The sequence below is a fragment of the Allobosea sp. TND4EK4 genome (genome assembly GCF_900156025.1).
In the GTDB taxonomy this organism is placed as follows: domain Bacteria; phylum Pseudomonadota; class Alphaproteobacteria; order Rhizobiales; family Beijerinckiaceae; genus Allobosea.
Window position 1 is genome coordinate 82,179 of sequence record NZ_FTMO01000003.1, and the last position, 16,593, is coordinate 98,771.

Genomic DNA, 16,593 nt, shown 5'->3' on the forward strand with positions numbered 1-16,593 from the left:
GGGCAGGGCGCCCGTCAGCGCGGCAGGGCGCAGGGGTCGAGCCTGGTCTCGCTCGCGGTGCGTCCGATCGAGCCGGTCGTCATCGGATCGACGGGCTGGCGCTTCGAGGCAGCGAGCGTGGCCTGCGCCATGCGGTCCTTGTCGAGCCCGCTGGTCTGGCTCGATACGAAATTGGCGGCGATGACCGAGAGGAAGGCGATCGCCGCACCGGCCTTGGCGATGTCAGCGGTCATGGTGCCGCGCTCGTTCTTCCAGAAAATGCTGACCAGGCGCATCGCGCTCTCCGTCGCCCAAGACTTGGGTTGATCGCGCGACTATGACGAGGAGCGGTAAAGGCTTGGTTATTCAGGCGTAACCGAGATGGCTTGCATTGCCGGCATTTGCCGTCAGCCTGGTCTTCCCGCGCGTTCGCCGGCGAGCAGGGCACGATGCTCGCGGAAGAGAGCCCGGAGTGCCGCCAGCACTGCTGCGACCCCCGGGCGAGCGCGAGATACCTCGTGCGACAGCAGGTAGATGTCGTCCGCCGTCGTGTCTGGCGGCGGCTCGATGCGTACGAGGCTCTCGTCCCCGTCTGCCATGAAGCACGGGGCCATCGACAGCGTTCCTGAGAGCCTGATGCTCTCGTAACGCGCGGCCGAGTCGCCCACGCGGGCCGCGATCGGCCTGCCGGCCGCGAAACGGCGCAGATGCTCGTCGATCCGCGAGGATGTCTCGCGGCTGACCGAGATGATCGGCGCCGTGGCCGGATCGACGTCGCGGCGGCAGTAGATCGCCTGCATGAGCCGGCCGACCTTCTGCGCGTAATAGCCGGGTCCCTGCGGCGGGTTGCTCATCCGGAGCGCGATGTCGGCCTGGCCCTTCGAGAGGTCGAGGCGCTCGCGCGTACTCAGGATCACGATCTCGACGCCGCCCGCCCGGGAGGAGAGGGTCGTCGCATGCCGGGTGAGAAGGAGGCTGATCGAAGTCGTGGCGGTGACCCGGACCGGCGCTCCGGGCTCCGGACGGGCGGAGGCCGCGCGCGTCCGGAAGCGGGCCATGGCAGCGGAGACCTCGCTCGCCTCGGCGGCGAGACCCAGCCCGATCGCTGTAGGGACGAGGCGGTTGGCGGCGCGGGTGAAGAGCTGCAGGCCGAGGTCGCGCTCCAGTGCCTTCAGCCGGCGCGTGACGGTGGCCTCGCTCAGGCCGAGCCGCGCCGCCGCCAGGGCCATCGACCCGCAGAGGGCGATCGCGTCGAAGATCCGGATATCGTCCCAGGCGGGCGATGCCAGATCGCGGTCGCGTCGAGGTGAAGGTGCAGCAGGCTCGGCCATGCGGTCAGCGGCCAGTCATCGGCGGTGGTGGGGGCAGACCGGTTGCGTCGGACAGGGGATGGTGAGGGCATGGGCTGATGCTGCCCGCGATCCTGTCCTTTCGCAGCCCGGCCGAACTGCCGGCGAGCCCTGCAATTCTGCCGGGCTCGCCAGGGCTCACAGGTCGATCAGTTCGCCGGCAAAGGCGGCCCGCTCCTGGATGAAGGTAAAGCGCGCCTCCGGCTTGTTCCCCATCAGGCGCTCGACCGTGTCGGAGGTCTCCTCCTTGTTCTCATGGTCCACCATGACCTTGAGCAGGATGCGCTTGCTCGGGTCCATCGTGGTTTCCTTGAGCTGCTGCGGCATCATTTCGCCGAGGCCCTTGAAGCGCGAGATTTCCGGCTTCTTGCCCTTGAACACCGTTTCGATCAGCTCGTCCTTGTGGGCATCGTTGCGCGCATAGACGCTCTTGCCGCCATGCTGCAGCCGATAGAGCGGCGGCACGGCGAGATAGAGATGGCCCTTCTCGATCAGCTTCGGCGTCTGGCGCCAGAAGAAGGTGACCAGCAGCGAGGCGATATGGGCGCCGTCGACATCCGCATCGGTCATCACGATGATCTTCTCATAGCGGAGATCGTCCTCGCGGAACTGCGTGCCGATCCCGCAACCCAGCGCCAGGATGAGATCGGCGAGCTGCTGGTTGGCGTTGAGCTTTTCGCGCGTCGCATTGGCGACGTTCAGGATCTTGCCGCGCAGCGGCAGGATCGCCTGGTTGGCCCGGTTGCGCGCCTGCTTGGCCGAGCCGCCGGCCGAGTCACCCTCGACGATGAAGAGCTCGGAGCCTTTCGCGCCGGCATTGCTGCAATCGGCCAGCTTGCCGGGCAGGCGCAGCTTGCGGGTGGCGGTCTTGCGCGACACCTCCTTTTCGAGGCGCCGGCGCAGCCGCTCCTCGGCCCGGTCCACCGACCAGTCGAGCAGGCGCAACGCCTGTTGCGGGGCTGCGGCGAGCCAGTGGTCGAAGGCGTCGCGGACCGCGTTCTCGACAATGCGGGAGGCTTCGAGCGTGGCGAGCTTGTCCTTGGTCTGGCCCTGGAATTCCGGCTCGCGGATGAAGACCGAGAGCATCGCGGCACAGGTCGCCATGACGTCGTCGGAGGTGACCTGCGCCATGCGCTTTGACTGGCCGATCCGCTCGGCATGGTCGCGCAGGCCGCGCAGCAAGGCGATGCGCAGGCCCTGCTCATGCGTCCCGCCCTCGGGCGTCGGGATCGTGTTGCAGTAGGAGGAGGCGAAGCCGTCCTCGCCGGTGGCGAGCCAGGCGATCGCCCATTCGAGCGAGCCGTGGCCGCCCGGCTTCGTGATCTTGCCGGAGAAGATCGGCTCGGCGACGAGGTCCTTGCCCTCGATCTCCTGGGCGAGATAGTCGCGCAGGCCGCCGGGGAACCGGAAGACCGCCTCGCTCGCCACGTCGCCCTCGGGCTTCAGCAGGGCCGGTGCGCAATGCCAGCGGATCTCCACGCCGCCGAACAGATAGGCCTTGGAGCGTGCCATGCGCAGCAGCCGGGCTGGCTCGAACCGGGCGAGCTCGCCGAAAATCTGTGCGTCGGGGTGGAAGGTCACCTTCGTGCCGCGCCGGTTGGCGACGCGCCCCACCGTCTCCAGAGGCCCGAGCGGGATGCCGCGCGAGAAGCGCTGGCGATAAAGCATCTGGCCGCGGGCGACCTCGATCTCCAGCCGGTCGGACAGGGCGTTGACCACCGACGCGCCGACGCCGTGCAGGCCGCCGGAGGTTTCATAGGCCTTCGAGTCGAACTTTCCACCGGCATGCAGCGTCGTCATGATGACTTCGAGCGCCGATTTTCCCGGGAATTTCGGGTGCGGGTCGATGGGGATGCCGCGTCCGTTATCCGTGACCGCGACCGAGCCGTCCTCGAGCAGCTCGACCTCGATGAAGCTGGCGTGGCCCGCGACGGCCTCGTCCATCGCGTTGTCGATCACCTCGGCGAAGAGATGGTGCAGCGCGCGCTCGTCGGTGCCGCCGATATACATGCCGGGTCGGCGCCGGACGGGTTCCAGCCCCTCAAGCACTTCGATCGCCGAAGCGTCGTAGCTCGCCTCAGACAGCGTGCCGTTGCGAGGTGGCGCTGCGGCCGCCGGGCGAGGCCCCTTTGCCGGGCCTGCGGCCGGCGGCGATACTGGAACCGGCATCGCCGAAGCGGGCCGTTCCGGTTCCGCACCGAAGAGATCGCCGTTCTCCGCCATCGCGTCCAATGTTTCCCGATTCGCAACAAGAGAGCCTAGCGCATCGACCAGACCGATGCGCTCGCGAAGCCGCTTATAGCCGGCCTGATCCCCTAGAAAAACACCGGCCCGGCATCTGTCAGCAGCGCGCGCCTTCTGTCATCTCCCCGTCATGGGCGACGGGGAGATTCCGGGGAACTGGCGCCGTTCAGGCAGCGTTAAGTCCGGCGGGTGAGGATGGTCCTCGCTGCGATGCCTATCCGATCTGCTGCTGCATGATAAGATGGGCCAAAGACGGGGGGAAACGTCGTGCGGTCGCGTCAATCTGTACCTGTTGCGAGTGTCGCCGGGCTCGAGCGCTCGGCCCGGCTCGCCGGCGAATCCTTCGGCTACGAAGATGTGAGGGCCCTGCCGACGCGCGCCGAGAGCGGCTCTCGCTGGCTGTGGTGGCTGGTTGCCGCATTGGCGGCTGTCGGCCTTGCAGCCTTGCATTTCGCCTGAGGCTTTGATCGTCGCCGGTCCGCCAGTCCGGCGCCCGTAGCTCCGACGCCAAATATCAACCTTTCGACCCTAAGCCTGCGGGCAGGAGGGTCGCATGCGTTGCGTCATCGTCAGCGATTTCGGGTCGGTCAATGGCGGCGCGGCCAAGGTCGCGATCGAAAGCGCGCGCGGCCTTGCAGAGGCCGGGGTGGAGGTTGTCTTCGCCTGTGCGATCGGCCAGGTCAGCGACCGGTTGAGCCACCCGAACATCGCGGTCGAAGCCTTTGGCGGAGAAGAGGTCTGGCGCGTCGAGGGCAAGCTGGCTGCGGCGCGGCAAGGCATCTGGAACGCGAAGGCCCATGCCTTCCTGGCCATGCTGTTCGGGCGGCAGCCGCGCGGCACCGTGATCCATCTCCACCAATGGACGAAGGCCTTCAGCCCCGCAGCGATTGCCGCAGCCGGCGAGAGCGGGCTGCCGGTCGCGATCACCCTGCACGATTATTTCAGCTTCTGCCCGACCGGCGGGTATTTCGATTTCCAGGCGAACGCACCCTGCCGGCTCGAGCCGATGTCTGCCGGCTGCGTTGTACGCAACTGCGACCGGGCGTCCTATGTCCACAAGCTCGTGCGCGTGGCGCGCCAGTGGCGCTCGAACAAGGCGCTCCACGCGCTGAAGGCACCGCTCTTCATCCATGTCAGCGATTTCGCCCGCCGGTTCGCCGAACCCTTCCTGCCCATCGCGGGGCGCCATGTCGTGGTCGAGAACATGATGGAGGCGCCGCGCCGCGAGCCGGCCCGCGTTGCGGACAATCGCCACGCGCTGTTCCTGGGGCGGTTCACGCAGGAGAAGGCCGGGGACCTTCTTGCGGAGGCTGCCAGGCGCGCGGAGATGCCGGTCCGCTTTGTTGGCGAGGGGCCTTTGCAGGCGCGCATCGCCGCCATCAACCCGCAGGCGCAGATCCGCGGCTGGGTACCGGCCGAGCATGTCTTCGATGAAATCGCGCAGGCGCGGTGCCTCGTCCTGCCGTCTCTGTGGTTCGAACCCGGGCCGCTGGTGGTCGCCGAGGCCCGCTCGCTCGGTGTGCCGGTTGTCCTCGCGCGTACCACGGGCCCTGCAAGCTGGGTCTTTGACGGGGACGATGGCCTGCTGGTGGACGGCGGCGATGTCGACGGGCTTGCGACCGCTTTGTCCCGACTGAAGGATGACGCTCTGGCCAGTACGATGGGCGCGGCCGCCTACCGGCGATACTGGGCCGATCCACTGACGACGTCCCGCCATGTGGAGCGCACGCTGGCAGCGTATTCGCGGCTTGCGGTCGCCTGAAACCAGCTGGCCGGGCACCGACAGGCCGGGCTCGGGCGCGGCCCCACGCTGCGCAGTCTGGCGGCGCAGACGGAACGAGACCGGTGTCCTCGCTCCAAACAAAAAGCCAGGGCGTTTCCGCCCTGGCGTTCAGGTGAGCCACGCGCGCGCGGCCTGGGAGGAGGGCTGGCCGGCACCGATACGGCGCCGGCCTTGATCCTCAGTAGGAGTAGTACATCGAGAACTCGACCGGGTGCGGCGTCATCTCGAAGCGCGCCACGTCCTGCATCTTGAGCTCGATATAGCTCTCGATGAAGTCGTCGTTGAAGACGCCGCCGGCCTTGAGATAGGCGTTGTCCTTCTTCAGCGACTCCAGGGCCTCGCGCAGCGAACCGCAGACCGTCGGGATCTTCTTCAACTCGCGCGGCGGCAGGTCGTAGAGGTCCTTGTCCATCGCCGGGCCGGGATCGATCTTGTTGATGATGCCGTCGAGGCCGGCCATCAGCATGGCGGCGAAAGCGAGGTATGGGTTCGCCATCGGGTCGGGGAAGCGAACCTCGACGCGCTTGGCCTTCGGCGAGGTCGTCCACGGAATACGGCAGGACGCCGAACGGTTGCGGGCCGAATAGGCCAGCAGAACCGGGGCCTCATAGCCCGGGACCAGACGCTTGTAGGAGTTGGTCGACGGGTTGGTGAAGGCGTTGAGGGACTTGGCGTGCTTGATGATGCCGCCGATGTACCAGAGGCATTCCTGCGACAGGTCGGCATATTTGTTGCCGGCCATGATCGGCTTGCCGTTCTTCCAGATCGACTGGTGGACGTGCATGCCCGAGCCGTTGTCGCCATAGATCGGCTTCGGCATGAAGGTCGCGGTCTTGCCGTAGCTCTGCGCGACGTTGTGGATCGCGTACTTATAGACCTGCATCTGGTCGGCCATGTGGGTCAGCGTGTCGAACTTCATGCCGAGTTCGTGCTGCGCCGAGGCGACCTCATGGTGATGCTTCTCGACCTTGACGCCCATGGCCGCCATGGCCGCGAGCATCTCACCGCGCATGTCCTGCGCCGAATCCTGCGGCGGGACGGGGAAATAGCCACCCTTGGTGGCGATGCGGTGGCCGAGATTGCCGCCTTCGTACTCGGTCTGGCCGTTGGTGGGCAGCTCGACGTTGTCGAGCTTGAAGCCCGTGTTGTACGGGTCGGACGAGAAGCGCACGTCGTCGAAGACGAAGAACTCGGCCTCGGGGCCGACATAGATGGCGTCGCCGATGCCGGTCGACTTCAGATAGGCCTCGGCCTTCTTGGCGATGCCGCGCGGGTCGCGGCCATAGGGCTCGCCGGTGGCGGGCTCGAGCACGTCGCAGTTGATCACCATGGTCGGAGCCGAGAAGAACGGGTCCATGACGGCGGTCGTCGGGTCCGGCATCAGCAGCATGTCGGACTCGTTGATCGCCTTCCAGCCGGCGATCGAGGAGCCGTCGAACATCGTGCCCTCGGCGAAGATGTCCTCGTCGATCATGGTGACGTCGAAGGTGACGTGCTGCCACTTGCCGCGCGGGTCGGTGAAGCGGAAGTCGACGTATTTGACGTCGTTGTCCTTGATCGCCTTCAGGACATCCTTGGCGCTTTGCATTTTAAGCATTCCTCTTGCAGCAGTTTTCTCGAACTCGCAGGCCCCCGGCGGATCCAACTCGCCCGGTGACCCTTGATCCAATGACGTGGGAGACGCTTCAGATCGCGTCAGCGCCGGACTCGCCGGTGCGGATGCGGATCGCCCCCTCGACGCTCGATACAAAAATCTTGCCATCGCCGATGCGGCCCGTCTGGGCCGCCTTCATGATGGCTTCGATGGCCCGATCGACCATCTCGTCGCCGAGCACGATCTCGATCTTCACCTTCGGCAGGAAATCGACGACGTATTCGGCTCCGCGATAGAGCTCGGTGTGGCCCTTCTGGCGTCCGAAACCCTTCGCCTCCAGCACGGTGATGCCCTGAAGCCCGACCTCCTGAAGCGCTTCCTTCACCTCGTCCAGCTTGAAGGGCTTGATGATCGCTTCGATCTTCTTCATGCGCCGACCGCCTCCTTTGCGCTTCCGTCCGGCTGCAGGGCTCACCCGCACAGCGGGCGCGCGGCCCGCAACCGGCGGCGTTGCATTGCTCATAGCATCGGCGGCCGCGCCCCGCCATGCGGCAGCCCCCGTTCCGGCGATGGATCGATGGGCAGAAAACAGCATAAAAAAACATCAACTGCACTATTCTTAATCAAATCGCCTTCGGCCGCACCGGATGTTGGCGGCGGGCCGCCCGATGAGCCATGATGAGCCTCGATGCCGAACGGAACGACCATGGAGCGGATGCAGCTGGCGCTGTTGACCACGGCCCAGATGGCCGCCGCCGACCGCATGACGATCGCGCAGGGGACAGCGGGTATCGTGCTGATGGAACGCGCCGGCCTGGCCGTCGCGGACGCGGCGGTCCGTCTTGCCGGAATCCCCAGTTCTGGCGCCACGGTGGCCGTGGTCTGCGGACCCGGAAACAACGGGGGCGACGGGTTCGTCGCCGCGCGGATATTGCGCGAACGCGGCCTCGCTGTGCGTCTCTCCGTGATCGGCGAGCCGACCGGCCTGACGGGGGATGCGGCGGAAGCCTTTGCGCGATGGGGGGCCACGCCGATGCCGATCGGGGAGGCGATGGCGGAGCAGCCATCCTGCGTCGTAGATGCGATGTTCGGCGCAGGGCTCAGCCGGCCGCTGGAAGGGCAGGCGGCGGCTGCGGCCGAGCTGATCAATGCGAGCGGCCGGCCGGTGCTCAGCGTCGATGTGCCCAGTGGCCTCAACGGCGATAGCGGGCAGGCGGCCGGGCCCGTGGTCCGGGCGGACGAAACGGTGACGTTCTTCCGCATGAATCCGGGCCATCTGCTGATGCCTGGGCGGGACCTCTGCGGCACAATCACCCTCGCGGATATCGGGATCAGCGACAGGGTTCTCGATTCGATCTCCCCTCTGGCGTTCCGCAACGGGCCGGAGCTTTGGAAGCACGCCTGGCCGTCTCACGGTCGCGATGCCCATAAGTTCGCCCGCGGCGCCGTCGCCGTCGTCGCGGGCGGGATTTCAGGGGTGGGGGCACCGCGCCTGGGCGCGCGGGCGTCCCTGAGGATCGGTGCCGGGCTCGTCACGATTCATTGCGATCTGTCGGCGCTGGCGGCTCATGCCTCGCGCGGGCCGGACGCGCTGATGCAGCGCCCGCTGGCGGATCTCGACGGGCTGCGTAAGGTGCTTGAGGATCCGCGGCTTAAGGTGGTGCTGGCTGGGCCGGCGCTCGGCCTCGATGCAAGGGCGCACCAGTTCGTCAGCGCTCTCAGCGAGAGCCCGGGCGCCGTCGTGTTCGACGCGGACGCGCTGACGCTGCTCGCAGCCTCGCCTGCCCTGCTGGCGGCAGCAGGAGCTCAAGGAAGCCGCGTGCTGACTCCGCATGAGGGCGAGTTCAAACGCCTTTTCGGCGCGCAGGCTGCCGTGATGGATAAGCCCTCCAAGCTCGAGAGGGCGATCGCTGCCGCGTCGTCGAGCCGCGCCGTCATCGTCTACAAGGGGGCCGACACCGTCATTGCGGCGCCCGACGGACGTGCCGCGATCAATACCACCGGCTCGCCGGCGCTTGCGACCGCCGGTTCCGGCGATGTCCTCGGGGGCATGATCGCTGGCCTGATGGCGCAGGGCATGCAGGCTTTCGAGGCCGCCTCCGCGGCTGTGTGGTTGCATGGGCGAGTCGGCGAGGCGATCGGCTTCGGGCTGATCGCGGACGACCTGCCGGATGCGATCCCGGCTCTGCTCCGCGATACAGGGCTCGAAATGGTCTCCGACAGATGAAAGGCCCGCCGAGAACGGCGGGCCTCCATCATTGCCGGTTGTGGCGATGCGCCGGCTCAGGTGCCGGAATAGGTCACGGCCGGGGCCGCGCTGAGCTGGTCCTTCGTCATGCTGATCTTGCCGTGGTCCGGGTACATCGACGGCGCACTGGAGGCCGAGGAACTGGCCGGAGCCGAGGCCATGCCGCCCGACGTCCGAGCCGTGCCTGCGGTCCCTGTCGCCGCGGTACCCGTCGCTGCACTGCCCGTGCCGGCCGCCCCGGCTGCGCCGGTGGCCGGGGCGGGAGCCGCAGCAGCCATCGGCTGATCGCTCCAGGTGACCTGGTCGAACGGGATGGCGACATCCTTGGCGCCGATGCCGAGGAAACCGCCCACGCCCACGGTGACCATCTCGACCTTGCCGGTCTTGTCGACGATGACCTCTGTCACGTCGCCGACCTTCTTGTCGTCGGGCCCGTAGATGTCCACGCCCATCAGCTTGGAGGCGCGCCACTTGCCCTGTCCGGCAAGATTGGTCTCCTGGCTCTTGGACTGGGTGGTCGTTGCCGGTGCCGTCCCGGTGGAAGACGAGGGCGGATTCGGCGCGCTGGTTTGAGCAATGGCCGCTCCGGCCAGAAGGCTCGCGCTCAGCGTTGCCAGGACTAGGTTACGATTGATCATGGTTTCCTCCTGCCAATCATCGAATGATGGGACGATAAATCCACAACCCGCGAAGGGAGATTTTGTTCAAAGCAGGTTTCCATTTCGATGCCCGGGCGAACTATGACTTCAATTCCGAGCCACGAAGTGGGGACGCCTTTAAAATCTCCGCCACAAAGCTTGCGAGGCCGCGCATGGCGTCATCCCTTGCGCTCATGGAACGCAACCGTTGCTCGGCAGTTCCCTTGAAAATGGAATTCGACATGCAGCCTTTGCTCACGCTCACGCTCGACGACGCGGATCTTGCCAAACTCGATCGGCATATCGCCCGCCACGGTTCAGGCCAGACGCGCGAGGCCGCCGCAGCCGACATCCTGCGCACCTTCCTGCGCTTGGCCGGGGACAAGGCGCAGGACGAGGGCCTGCGCCCTGACGAGCTCAATGCCAGCAACGATTCCTGACAGGCGAGGGGCGCAGCGTTCAGTCGTCGGCGTCGTCGCGCCGCAGCTCGAAGGCCAGCATGGCATCGGCGATCGCCTGCAGTTCACGGTCCTTCTCGGCGCTGTCCGGGCCGGCGTTGAGTTCCGCCACCCGCTGCTGCGCGCGGTCGTAGTCCTCTTCGGTATGGATCACGATAGGTTCCTTCACCGCGGCGGTCCTCTTCGTCAGCAGGCGCGCTGTCCCTGAACAAACATCAGACATCTACGAACAAGGCCGGATTAGGGAGCGCGCCTTGTTAACCGCTTGCGGGCGAAGCTGTTCCGGAAGCAGACCGCGCGGCAGCTTAACGTTTCCGCAACGCCGTGGGCGCATCCAGGCTGCATGGCGGGAGGGCGTCGATGCTGAAATTTCTGATCGCGGTGCTGGTCGCAGGCGCTGCCCTAGCCCCGCAGAGTGCATCCGCCTTCTGGCGCCGTTCGCAAGTGTCCGCCTGTTCGGACGCGACGAGCGAAGCGGAGCGCATGCGCCATCGCTGCTGGGAGCTGGACCCCTATCTCGACCGCGGTTGGCCGGCCTTGGGTGTCGGCTTCGGCGGCGCGCCCCGGCCCCATGGCGAAGGCGCCCGGCACGGGCAGCCTTCGTTCCGCAGCGGGGTAACCCGCCGCCTGGGCTGAGCCCTGCATCCGCTCGGGCAGCGACGGTCCCCACACCGGAACCGCGGGTGTCCGCCGGGGTCGACATCCCAGGCGGTTTGTTGGAGGGTCCAAGCGCATCATCCCGAGGATACCCGTCATGGAAGCTCTCGCAGGATTGGGTTTCCTGGTGCTTTTCTGCCTGAGCGCGCTCGTCGGCGTGATCTTGCGGGGCAGGCTGGCGGAGCATCATCTGTCGGCGGAAAATATGGATGCCCTGCGGCTGGTCACCGGCCTGCTCGTGACCTTCTCGGCCCTGGTCCTGAGCCTGCAGCTGTCATCCTCACGTTCGGCCTTCGACGGCGCCAACCGCAACCGGGTGCTCCACGCCGGCGAACTGGTGCGTCTCGACCTGTGTCTGCGCGATCTCGGCCCCGGTCTCGCCGAGACGCGCATGCAGCTCCGGCAGTACACGGCGGCCGTCATCGGCCAAACCTGGCCGGGTGAGCCGATCCCGCCCGTCGAAGGGAGGCCGGATGCAAGCGCCATGACGGTCCGGGGCGAGGGTGTCGTACTCGCGCGCCTTCTCGATGCCGTGGGTCTCGGTGTCGAGGCCGCCAATCCTGCCGAGCCCCCCGCCGCGCATACCGCCGCCCGATGCCGCGCCGACTATGCTTCGCTCCAGCGCAGCCGCTGGACGGTGATCGAGGACGCGGACCAGGCATCCGGCGGCCTGTTCATCGGGATCATCGGCTTCTGGTTGGTGCTGGTCTTCCTGAGCTTTGGACTGCAGGTGCCGCGTCGGCGCCTCAGCGGAATCGTCTTGGCGGTCGGCGTCGCCTCGATCGCCAGCGTGATGTTCGTCATCGTCGATCTCGGCACGCCCTATAGCGGGCTGTTCGGCATCCGCAGCACTGCGATGCGCGCTGCCCTGGTGGATATGAGCCGCTGAGCCCTGCCGGGCCGGTCGTTCCAGCCTGGGCAGCCAGCCGCCGCGGCCAGCAATCGGGGCAAAGCCGCGCGCCTGCGTGTTGACCCGGCCGATGGACCTCCGTATGTCAACGCCGCGTGAGGGCGGGTAGCTCAGTGGTAGAGCACGTGACTTTTAATCATGTGGTCGTGGGTTCGATCCCCACCCCGCTCACCAGCCCGGCCCGCCGCGAAGCGGCTCCGCGCGCCAATCGTTAACCCCCCGGAAACCAGGCCGTCCTAGCTTTCCGCCATGGTCATCCGTCGCGGACTCAGGTCGGTCTTCATCACGCTCGCGCTCTACGCGGTGTCGGGCGCGGCGGTATCCTATTTCCTGTTCCATGCGCAGCATGGCGCGCGCGGCCTGGAGGCGCGCGGCGCTGTTCGGGAGCAGATCCGCACCATGGAGACCGAGCTCGCGGCGCTGATGAAGGAGCGGAAATCCTGGGAACATCACCTGTCGCTCGTGCGCGACGACGCGGTCGATCGCGACCTGCTCGAAGAGAATGCGCGCGCTGTCCTCGGCCGGACGAACAAGAACGATGTGGTGATCCTTGGGCGCTGAGCCCGGGAAAAGAGCCGGCTCTTAGTCGCAGGCGTATCGATCAACCGAAATCCAGTTAATTTCATCTTGTTGAATGATTTCAATGAGATGGTAGATGTTGCAATGCGAGATAGCGCCCTCGCCAGTGGATTTTCGATCCTTTACAACAAAGGTCAAAGACCCCTGGAGGATCGCTCATGGCCGTTGCTGCGCGTAAATCGAAGGCTCCCGCAGACCCGAAAGCCGCCGCCAAGGCGCCGAAGGCTCGCGCCGCCAAGGGGCAGGCCGAGCGGGGTGCCCCCGCGCCGAGCAATGTCACGCCCTTCAGCAAGGAGGAAGACCTCCACGCCTATCGGGAGATGCTGCTGATCCGCCGCTTCGAGGAAAAGGCCGGCCAGATGTACGGCATGGGCCTGATCGGCGGCTTCTGCCATCTCTATATCGGCCAGGAAGCGGTCGTCATCGGCATGCAGATGGCGTCGAAGGACGGCGACCAGGTCATCACCGGCTATCGCGACCATGGCCATATGCTGGCCTGCGGCATGGAATCGCGCGGCGTGATGGCCGAGCTCACCGGCCGGCGCGGCGGCTATTCGCGCGGAAAGGGCGGCTCGATGCACATGTTCAGCCGCGAGAAGAACTTCTATGGCGGCCACGGTATCGTCGGCGCGCAGGTCTCGCTCGGCACGGGCCTCGCCTTCGCCGACTGGTATCGCGACGACAAGACCGTCTCGATGACCTATTTTGGCGACGGCGCCGCCAATCAGGGCCAGGTCTACGAGAGCTTCAACATGGCGCAGCTGTGGAAGCTGCCGGTGGTCTACGTCATCGAGAACAATCGCTACGCCATGGGCACCTCGGTCAGCCGCGCCTCGGCCCAGACCGATTTCTCCCGCCGTGGGCTTTCCTTCGGCATCCCCGGCGAGCAGGTCGACGGCATGGATGTCCGCGCCGTGCGCGAGGCCGCGACACGCGCCATCGAGCATGCCCGCTCCGGCCAGGGCCCCTACATCCTCGAAATGCAGACCTACCGCTATCGCGGCCACTCCATGTCCGATCCGGCGAAGTATCGCTCGAAGGACGAGGTACAGCGCATGCGCGAGGAGCACGATCCGATCGAGCAGGTGCGGGCCCGCCTGCAGCGCGAGTTCAAGGTCGGCGAGGACGAGCTGAAGGCGATCGACGCCAAGGTCCGCGAGATCGTCAACGACGCGGCCGAGTTCGCGACGCATGATCCGGAGCCCGACGTCTCCGAGCTCTACACCGACATCCTGCTGGAGCCGGCGCAGGGCTAAAGGCCCGCGCCCGCGCTCCGTTTACGTTCTTCCCGCGTCTTAAATCCGGGTACCCCCATGCCGATCGACATTCTCATGCCTGCCCTTTCCCCCACCATGGAGGAAGGAAAACTGGCCAAGTGGCTGAAAAAGGAAGGCGATTCGGTCAAGGCCGGCGATGTCATCGCCGAGATCGAGACCGACAAGGCGACCATGGAAGTCGAGGCGGTCGATGAAGGCATCCTGGCCAAGATCCTGGTGCCGGATGGCAGCGAGAACGTCGCGGTCAACACCAGGATCGGCGTGATCGCCGCCGAGGGCGAGGACGTGAATGCCGCCGCGAGCGCCGGGGGCGAGAGCGCCAAGCCGGCCGCGAGCGACCCGAAGGTCGCGCAGTCCGCCCCGCCGGCCGCCGTCGGCGAGGCACCGGTCGTCGCCGCGCCAGCCAAGGCCGAGACCGGCGTCGGCAGTGCCCCGGCTCAGGCCAAGGCCTATGACGCCTCCTCCGAATTCCCGGCCGGCGCCGAGATCGTCAGCCAGACGGTCCGCGAGGCGCTGCGCGACGCGATGGCCGAGGAGATGCGCCGCGACGGCGATGTCTTCGTGATGGGCGAGGAGGTCGCGGAATATCAGGGCGCCTACAAGGTGACCCAGGGCCTGCTGCAGGAATTCGGCCCCAAGCGCGTGATCGACACGCCGATCACCGAGCACGGCTTCGCCGGCATCGGCGTCGGCGCGGCGCTGTCGGGCCTGCGGCCCATCGTCGAGTTCATGACCTTCAACTTCGCCATGCAGGCGATCGACCAGATCATCAACTCCGCCGCCAAGACGCTCTACATGTCCGGCGGCCAGATGGGCGCGCCGATCGTCTTCCGCGGCCCCAACGGCGCGGCCGCCCGCGTCGGCGCGCAGCACAGCCACGACTACGCGGCCTGGTACTCCAACGTGCCCGGCCTCAAGGTGGTGATGCCCTACAGCGCGTCTGACGCGAAGGGCCTGCTCAAGAGCGCCATCCGCGATCCGAACCCGGTGATCTTCCTCGAGAACGAGATCATGTACGGCAAGTCCTTCGAGGTGCCGAAGGGCGACGACTTCCTGATCCCGATCGGCAAGGCCAAGGTCGTCCGGCAGGGCACGGACGTGACCATCGTCTCCTTCGGCATCGGCATGACCTATGCGCTCGGCGCCGCCGAGGCGCTGGCCAAGGAGGGCATCGAGGCGGAGGTGATCGACCTGCGCACGATCCGCCCGATGGATATCGATACCGTCGTCGCCTCCGTCCAGAAGACCAATCGCTGCGTCGCCGTGGAGGAAGGCTTCCCGCAATCCGGCGTCACCGCCGAGATCGGCATGAAGATCATGGAGGCGGCGTTCGACTATCTCGACGCCCCCGTCGTCCGCGTCACCGGCAAGGACGTGCCGATGCCGTATGCGGCGAACCTCGAAAAGCTTGCGCTTCCGAACATCGGCGAGGTCGTCGCGGCGGCCAAGTCCGTCTGCTATCGCTGAGAGGGCCGACCGATGCCGACCAACATCCTGATGCCCGCGCTTTCTCCCACCATGGAGAAGGGCAATCTCGCCAAATGGCTGAAGAAGGAAGGCGACGCCATCAAGTCCGGCGACGTCATCGCCGAGATCGAGACCGACAAGGCCACCATGGAGGTCGAGGCGGTCGACGAGGGCATCCTCGCCAGGATCGTGGTGCCGGAAGGCACGGCCGATGTCGCGGTCAACGAGGTGATCGGCATCATCGCCGGCGAGGGCGAGGACGCCAAGAGCGTGTCCGCCCCGGCAGCTGGCGGCAAAGCCGATGCTCCTAAGGCGGAAGCGGCCAAGCCCGAGGCCGCCAAGCCGGCAGCTACGGCCGAACAGGCCAATCCAAAGGTCGCGGCACCGGAGGCCTCTGCTTCAGGGTATGGCGGCAGCGTCGCCGGCTCGACCCCGACGGCTCCGAAGGCCGACGGCTCGCGCCCCTTCGCCTCGCCGCTGGCGCGCCGCATCGCCAGGGAGGCCGGGCTCGACCTCTCGTCCGTCCAGGGCTCCGGCCCGCATGGCCGCATCGTCGAAAAGGATGTCGAGGCCGCGAAGAAGGGCGGCGGTGCCAAGGCCGCGCCGACTGCGGCGTCCGCAGCCAGCGGTCCCGCGGCGGCGAAGCCGGCCGCTGCCCCTCTGGCCGCCGCTCCGTCCGACGATGCGGTCAAGAAGCTCTTCGCGCCGGACTCCTATGAGGAAATCCCGCATGACGGCATGCGCAAGACGATCGCGCGCCGTCTGCTCGAGGCCAAGCAGACCGTCCCGCATTTCTACGTCACGGTCGATTGCGAGCTCGACGCGCTGCTCAAGCTGCGCGCGGAGCTGAACGCGGCTGCGCCCGAGAAGGATGGCAAGCCGGCCTACAAGCTCTCGGTCAACGACATGGTGATCAAGGCTCTCGCTCTGGCTCTGAAGGCCGTGCCGGACGCCAACGTCTCCTGGACCGAGAACGCCATGCTCAAGCACAAGCATGCCGATGTCGGCGTCGCCGTCTCGATCCCCGGCGGCCTGATCACCCCGATCATCCGCGACGCCTGCCACAAGACGCTTTCGCAGATCTCCAACGAGATGAAGGACTATGCTGCCCGCGCCAAGGCCCGCAAGCTGAAGCCCGAGGAGTACCAGGGCGGCACGACGGCGGTCTCCAACCTCGGCATGTTCGGGGTCAAGGACTTCGCGGCCATCGTCAATCCGCCGCATGCGACGATCCTGGCGGTCGGCGCCGGCGAACAGCGCGCCGTGGTCAAGGGCGGCCAGCTCGCGGTCGCGACGGTGATGTCGGTGACGCTCTCGACCGACCACCGCGCGGTGGACGGCGCGCTCGGCGCCGAGCTTCTGGCGGCGTTCAAGGGCTATATCGAGAAGCCGATGGCAATGCTGGTTTGA

General features: G+C 66.9%; 17 protein-coding genes and 1 tRNA gene. 11 read left to right on the forward strand and 7 right to left on the reverse strand.

Annotated features, from left to right (window positions below; translation table 11 throughout):
- Nucleotides 1–14 precede the first annotated feature (14 nt).
- The 3 genes from BW981_RS07920 to parE all read right to left on the reverse strand — a co-directional run bounded on the left by BW981_RS07920 (nt 15) and on the right by parE (nt 3,551).
- Complete coding sequence (locus BW981_RS07920; RefSeq protein ID WP_076437929.1) at nt 15–275, reverse strand: hypothetical protein; 261 nt, start codon at nt 273–275, stop codon at nt 15–17.
- Nucleotides 276–386: 111 nt separating this feature from the next.
- Entirely contained in the window at nt 387–1,310 is a 924-nt protein-coding gene (locus BW981_RS07925; RefSeq protein ID WP_076437932.1) for a LysR family transcriptional regulator, read from the reverse strand.
- Between the two features lie 156 nt (nt 1,311–1,466).
- Complete coding sequence (parE, locus tag BW981_RS07930; protein WP_076437934.1) at nt 1,467–3,551, reverse strand: DNA topoisomerase IV subunit B; 2,085 nt, start codon at nt 3,549–3,551, stop codon at nt 1,467–1,469.
- 288 nt (nt 3,552–3,839) lie between these two features.
- On the opposite strand from parE, the gene BW981_RS22520 reads away from it, so the two are divergent.
- The gene (locus BW981_RS22520) at nt 3,840–4,031 is read left to right on the forward strand and encodes a hypothetical protein (protein ID WP_139333681.1); all 192 of its coding nucleotides are present in this window, start codon (nt 3,840–3,842) and stop codon (nt 4,029–4,031) included.
- A 94-nt stretch (nt 4,032–4,125) separates the two neighbouring features.
- Nucleotides 4,126–5,334 (forward strand): glycosyltransferase family 4 protein, encoded by a 1,209-nt coding sequence (locus BW981_RS07935; protein WP_076437936.1) that lies wholly within the window; start codon nt 4,126–4,128, stop codon nt 5,332–5,334.
- Between the two features lie 199 nt (nt 5,335–5,533).
- On the opposite strand, the gene glnA is transcribed toward BW981_RS07935, so the two are convergent.
- Nucleotides 5,534–6,943, reverse strand: coding sequence for a type I glutamate--ammonia ligase (gene glnA, locus BW981_RS07940; protein WP_076437938.1), 1,410 nt, complete (start codon nt 6,941–6,943; stop codon nt 5,534–5,536).
- 97 nt (nt 6,944–7,040) lie between these two features.
- Nucleotides 7,041–7,379 carry a P-II family nitrogen regulator gene (locus BW981_RS07945; protein WP_076437940.1) on the reverse strand — a complete coding sequence of 113 codons (339 nt, stop codon included), beginning with the start codon at nt 7,377–7,379 and terminating at the stop codon, nt 7,041–7,043.
- Between the two features lie 258 nt (nt 7,380–7,637).
- Here BW981_RS07945 and BW981_RS07950 point away from each other — a divergent pair, with 258 nt between their 5' ends.
- The gene (locus BW981_RS07950) at nt 7,638–9,176 is read left to right on the forward strand and encodes an NAD(P)H-hydrate dehydratase (protein ID WP_244560266.1); all 1,539 of its coding nucleotides are present in this window, start codon (nt 7,638–7,640) and stop codon (nt 9,174–9,176) included.
- Between the two features lie 56 nt (nt 9,177–9,232).
- Here BW981_RS07950 and BW981_RS07955 read toward each other — a convergent pair whose 3' ends face one another.
- Complete coding sequence (locus BW981_RS07955) at nt 9,233–9,835, reverse strand: PRC-barrel domain-containing protein (protein ID WP_076437942.1); 603 nt, start codon at nt 9,833–9,835, stop codon at nt 9,233–9,235.
- Nucleotides 9,836–9,897: 62 nt separating this feature from the next.
- Here BW981_RS07955 and BW981_RS23385 point away from each other — a divergent pair, with 62 nt between their 5' ends.
- On the forward strand, nt 9,898–10,275 hold the full coding sequence (locus BW981_RS23385) for a hypothetical protein (protein WP_244560267.1): 378 nt from the start codon (nt 9,898–9,900) through the stop codon (nt 10,273–10,275).
- Between the two features lie 19 nt (nt 10,276–10,294).
- Here BW981_RS23385 and BW981_RS23025 read toward each other — a convergent pair whose 3' ends face one another.
- Complete coding sequence (locus BW981_RS23025; protein ID WP_175624079.1) at nt 10,295–10,447, reverse strand: hypothetical protein; 153 nt, start codon at nt 10,445–10,447, stop codon at nt 10,295–10,297.
- Between the two features lie 206 nt (nt 10,448–10,653).
- Here BW981_RS23025 and BW981_RS07965 point away from each other — a divergent pair, with 206 nt between their 5' ends.
- The 7 genes from BW981_RS07965 (at nt 10,654) to BW981_RS07995 (ending at nt 16,593) form a co-directional block, all read left to right on the forward strand.
- Entirely contained in the window at nt 10,654–10,929 is a 276-nt protein-coding gene (locus BW981_RS07965; RefSeq protein WP_076437945.1) for a hypothetical protein, read from the forward strand.
- 118 nt (nt 10,930–11,047) lie between these two features.
- Nucleotides 11,048–11,839 (forward strand): bestrophin-like domain, encoded by a 792-nt coding sequence (locus BW981_RS07970; RefSeq protein ID WP_076437946.1) that lies wholly within the window; start codon nt 11,048–11,050, stop codon nt 11,837–11,839.
- A 120-nt stretch (nt 11,840–11,959) separates the two neighbouring features.
- Nucleotides 11,960–12,034: transfer RNA gene (locus tag BW981_RS07975), tRNA-Lys, on the forward strand.
- A 75-nt stretch (nt 12,035–12,109) separates the two neighbouring features.
- Complete coding sequence (locus BW981_RS07980) at nt 12,110–12,421, forward strand: FtsB family cell division protein (protein ID WP_076437948.1); 312 nt, start codon at nt 12,110–12,112, stop codon at nt 12,419–12,421.
- Nucleotides 12,422–12,597: 176 nt separating this feature from the next.
- Complete coding sequence (gene pdhA / locus BW981_RS07985; protein WP_076437950.1) at nt 12,598–13,695, forward strand: pyruvate dehydrogenase (acetyl-transferring) E1 component subunit alpha; 1,098 nt, start codon at nt 12,598–12,600, stop codon at nt 13,693–13,695.
- A 57-nt stretch (nt 13,696–13,752) separates the two neighbouring features.
- On the forward strand, nt 13,753–15,183 hold the full coding sequence (locus BW981_RS07990) for a pyruvate dehydrogenase complex E1 component subunit beta (protein WP_076437951.1): 1,431 nt from the start codon (nt 13,753–13,755) through the stop codon (nt 15,181–15,183).
- 12 nt (nt 15,184–15,195) lie between these two features.
- Nucleotides 15,196–16,593, forward strand: coding sequence for a pyruvate dehydrogenase complex dihydrolipoamide acetyltransferase (locus BW981_RS07995; protein WP_076437953.1), 1,398 nt, complete (start codon nt 15,196–15,198; stop codon nt 16,591–16,593).

Excerpts from the sequence above, each read along its gene's own strand:
- BW981_RS07955 (WP_076437942.1), bottom strand. The coding sequence starts at position 9,835 with ATGATCAATCGTAACCTAGTCCTGGCAACGCTGAGCGCGAGCCTTCTG.
- BW981_RS07945 (WP_076437940.1), bottom strand. The coding sequence starts at position 7,379 with ATGAAGAAGATCGAAGCGATCATCAAGCCCTTCAAGCTGGACGAGGTG.
- BW981_RS07995 (WP_076437953.1), top strand. The coding sequence starts at position 15,196 with ATGCCGACCAACATCCTGATGCCCGCGCTTTCTCCCACCATGGAGAAG.
- BW981_RS07925 (WP_076437932.1), bottom strand. The coding sequence starts at position 1,310 with ATGGCCGAGCCTGCTGCACCTTCACCTCGACGCGACCGCGATCTGGCA.
- BW981_RS07970 (WP_076437946.1), top strand. The coding sequence starts at position 11,048 with ATGGAAGCTCTCGCAGGATTGGGTTTCCTGGTGCTTTTCTGCCTGAGC.
- glnA (WP_076437938.1), bottom strand. The coding sequence starts at position 6,943 with ATGCAAAGCGCCAAGGATGTCCTGAAGGCGATCAAGGACAACGACGTC.
- parE (WP_076437934.1), bottom strand. The coding sequence starts at position 3,551 with ATGGCGGAGAACGGCGATCTCTTCGGTGCGGAACCGGAACGGCCCGCT.
- BW981_RS07935 (WP_076437936.1), top strand. The coding sequence starts at position 4,126 with ATGCGTTGCGTCATCGTCAGCGATTTCGGGTCGGTCAATGGCGGCGCG.
- BW981_RS07920 (WP_076437929.1), bottom strand. The coding sequence starts at position 275 with ATGCGCCTGGTCAGCATTTTCTGGAAGAACGAGCGCGGCACCATGACC.
- BW981_RS07990 (WP_076437951.1), top strand. The coding sequence starts at position 13,753 with ATGCCGATCGACATTCTCATGCCTGCCCTTTCCCCCACCATGGAGGAA.
- BW981_RS07965 (WP_076437945.1), top strand. The coding sequence starts at position 10,654 with ATGCTGAAATTTCTGATCGCGGTGCTGGTCGCAGGCGCTGCCCTAGCC.
- BW981_RS07980 (WP_076437948.1), top strand. The coding sequence starts at position 12,110 with ATGGTCATCCGTCGCGGACTCAGGTCGGTCTTCATCACGCTCGCGCTC.
- BW981_RS07950 (WP_244560266.1), top strand. The coding sequence starts at position 7,638 with ATGCCGAACGGAACGACCATGGAGCGGATGCAGCTGGCGCTGTTGACC.
- pdhA (WP_076437950.1), top strand. The coding sequence starts at position 12,598 with ATGGCCGTTGCTGCGCGTAAATCGAAGGCTCCCGCAGACCCGAAAGCC.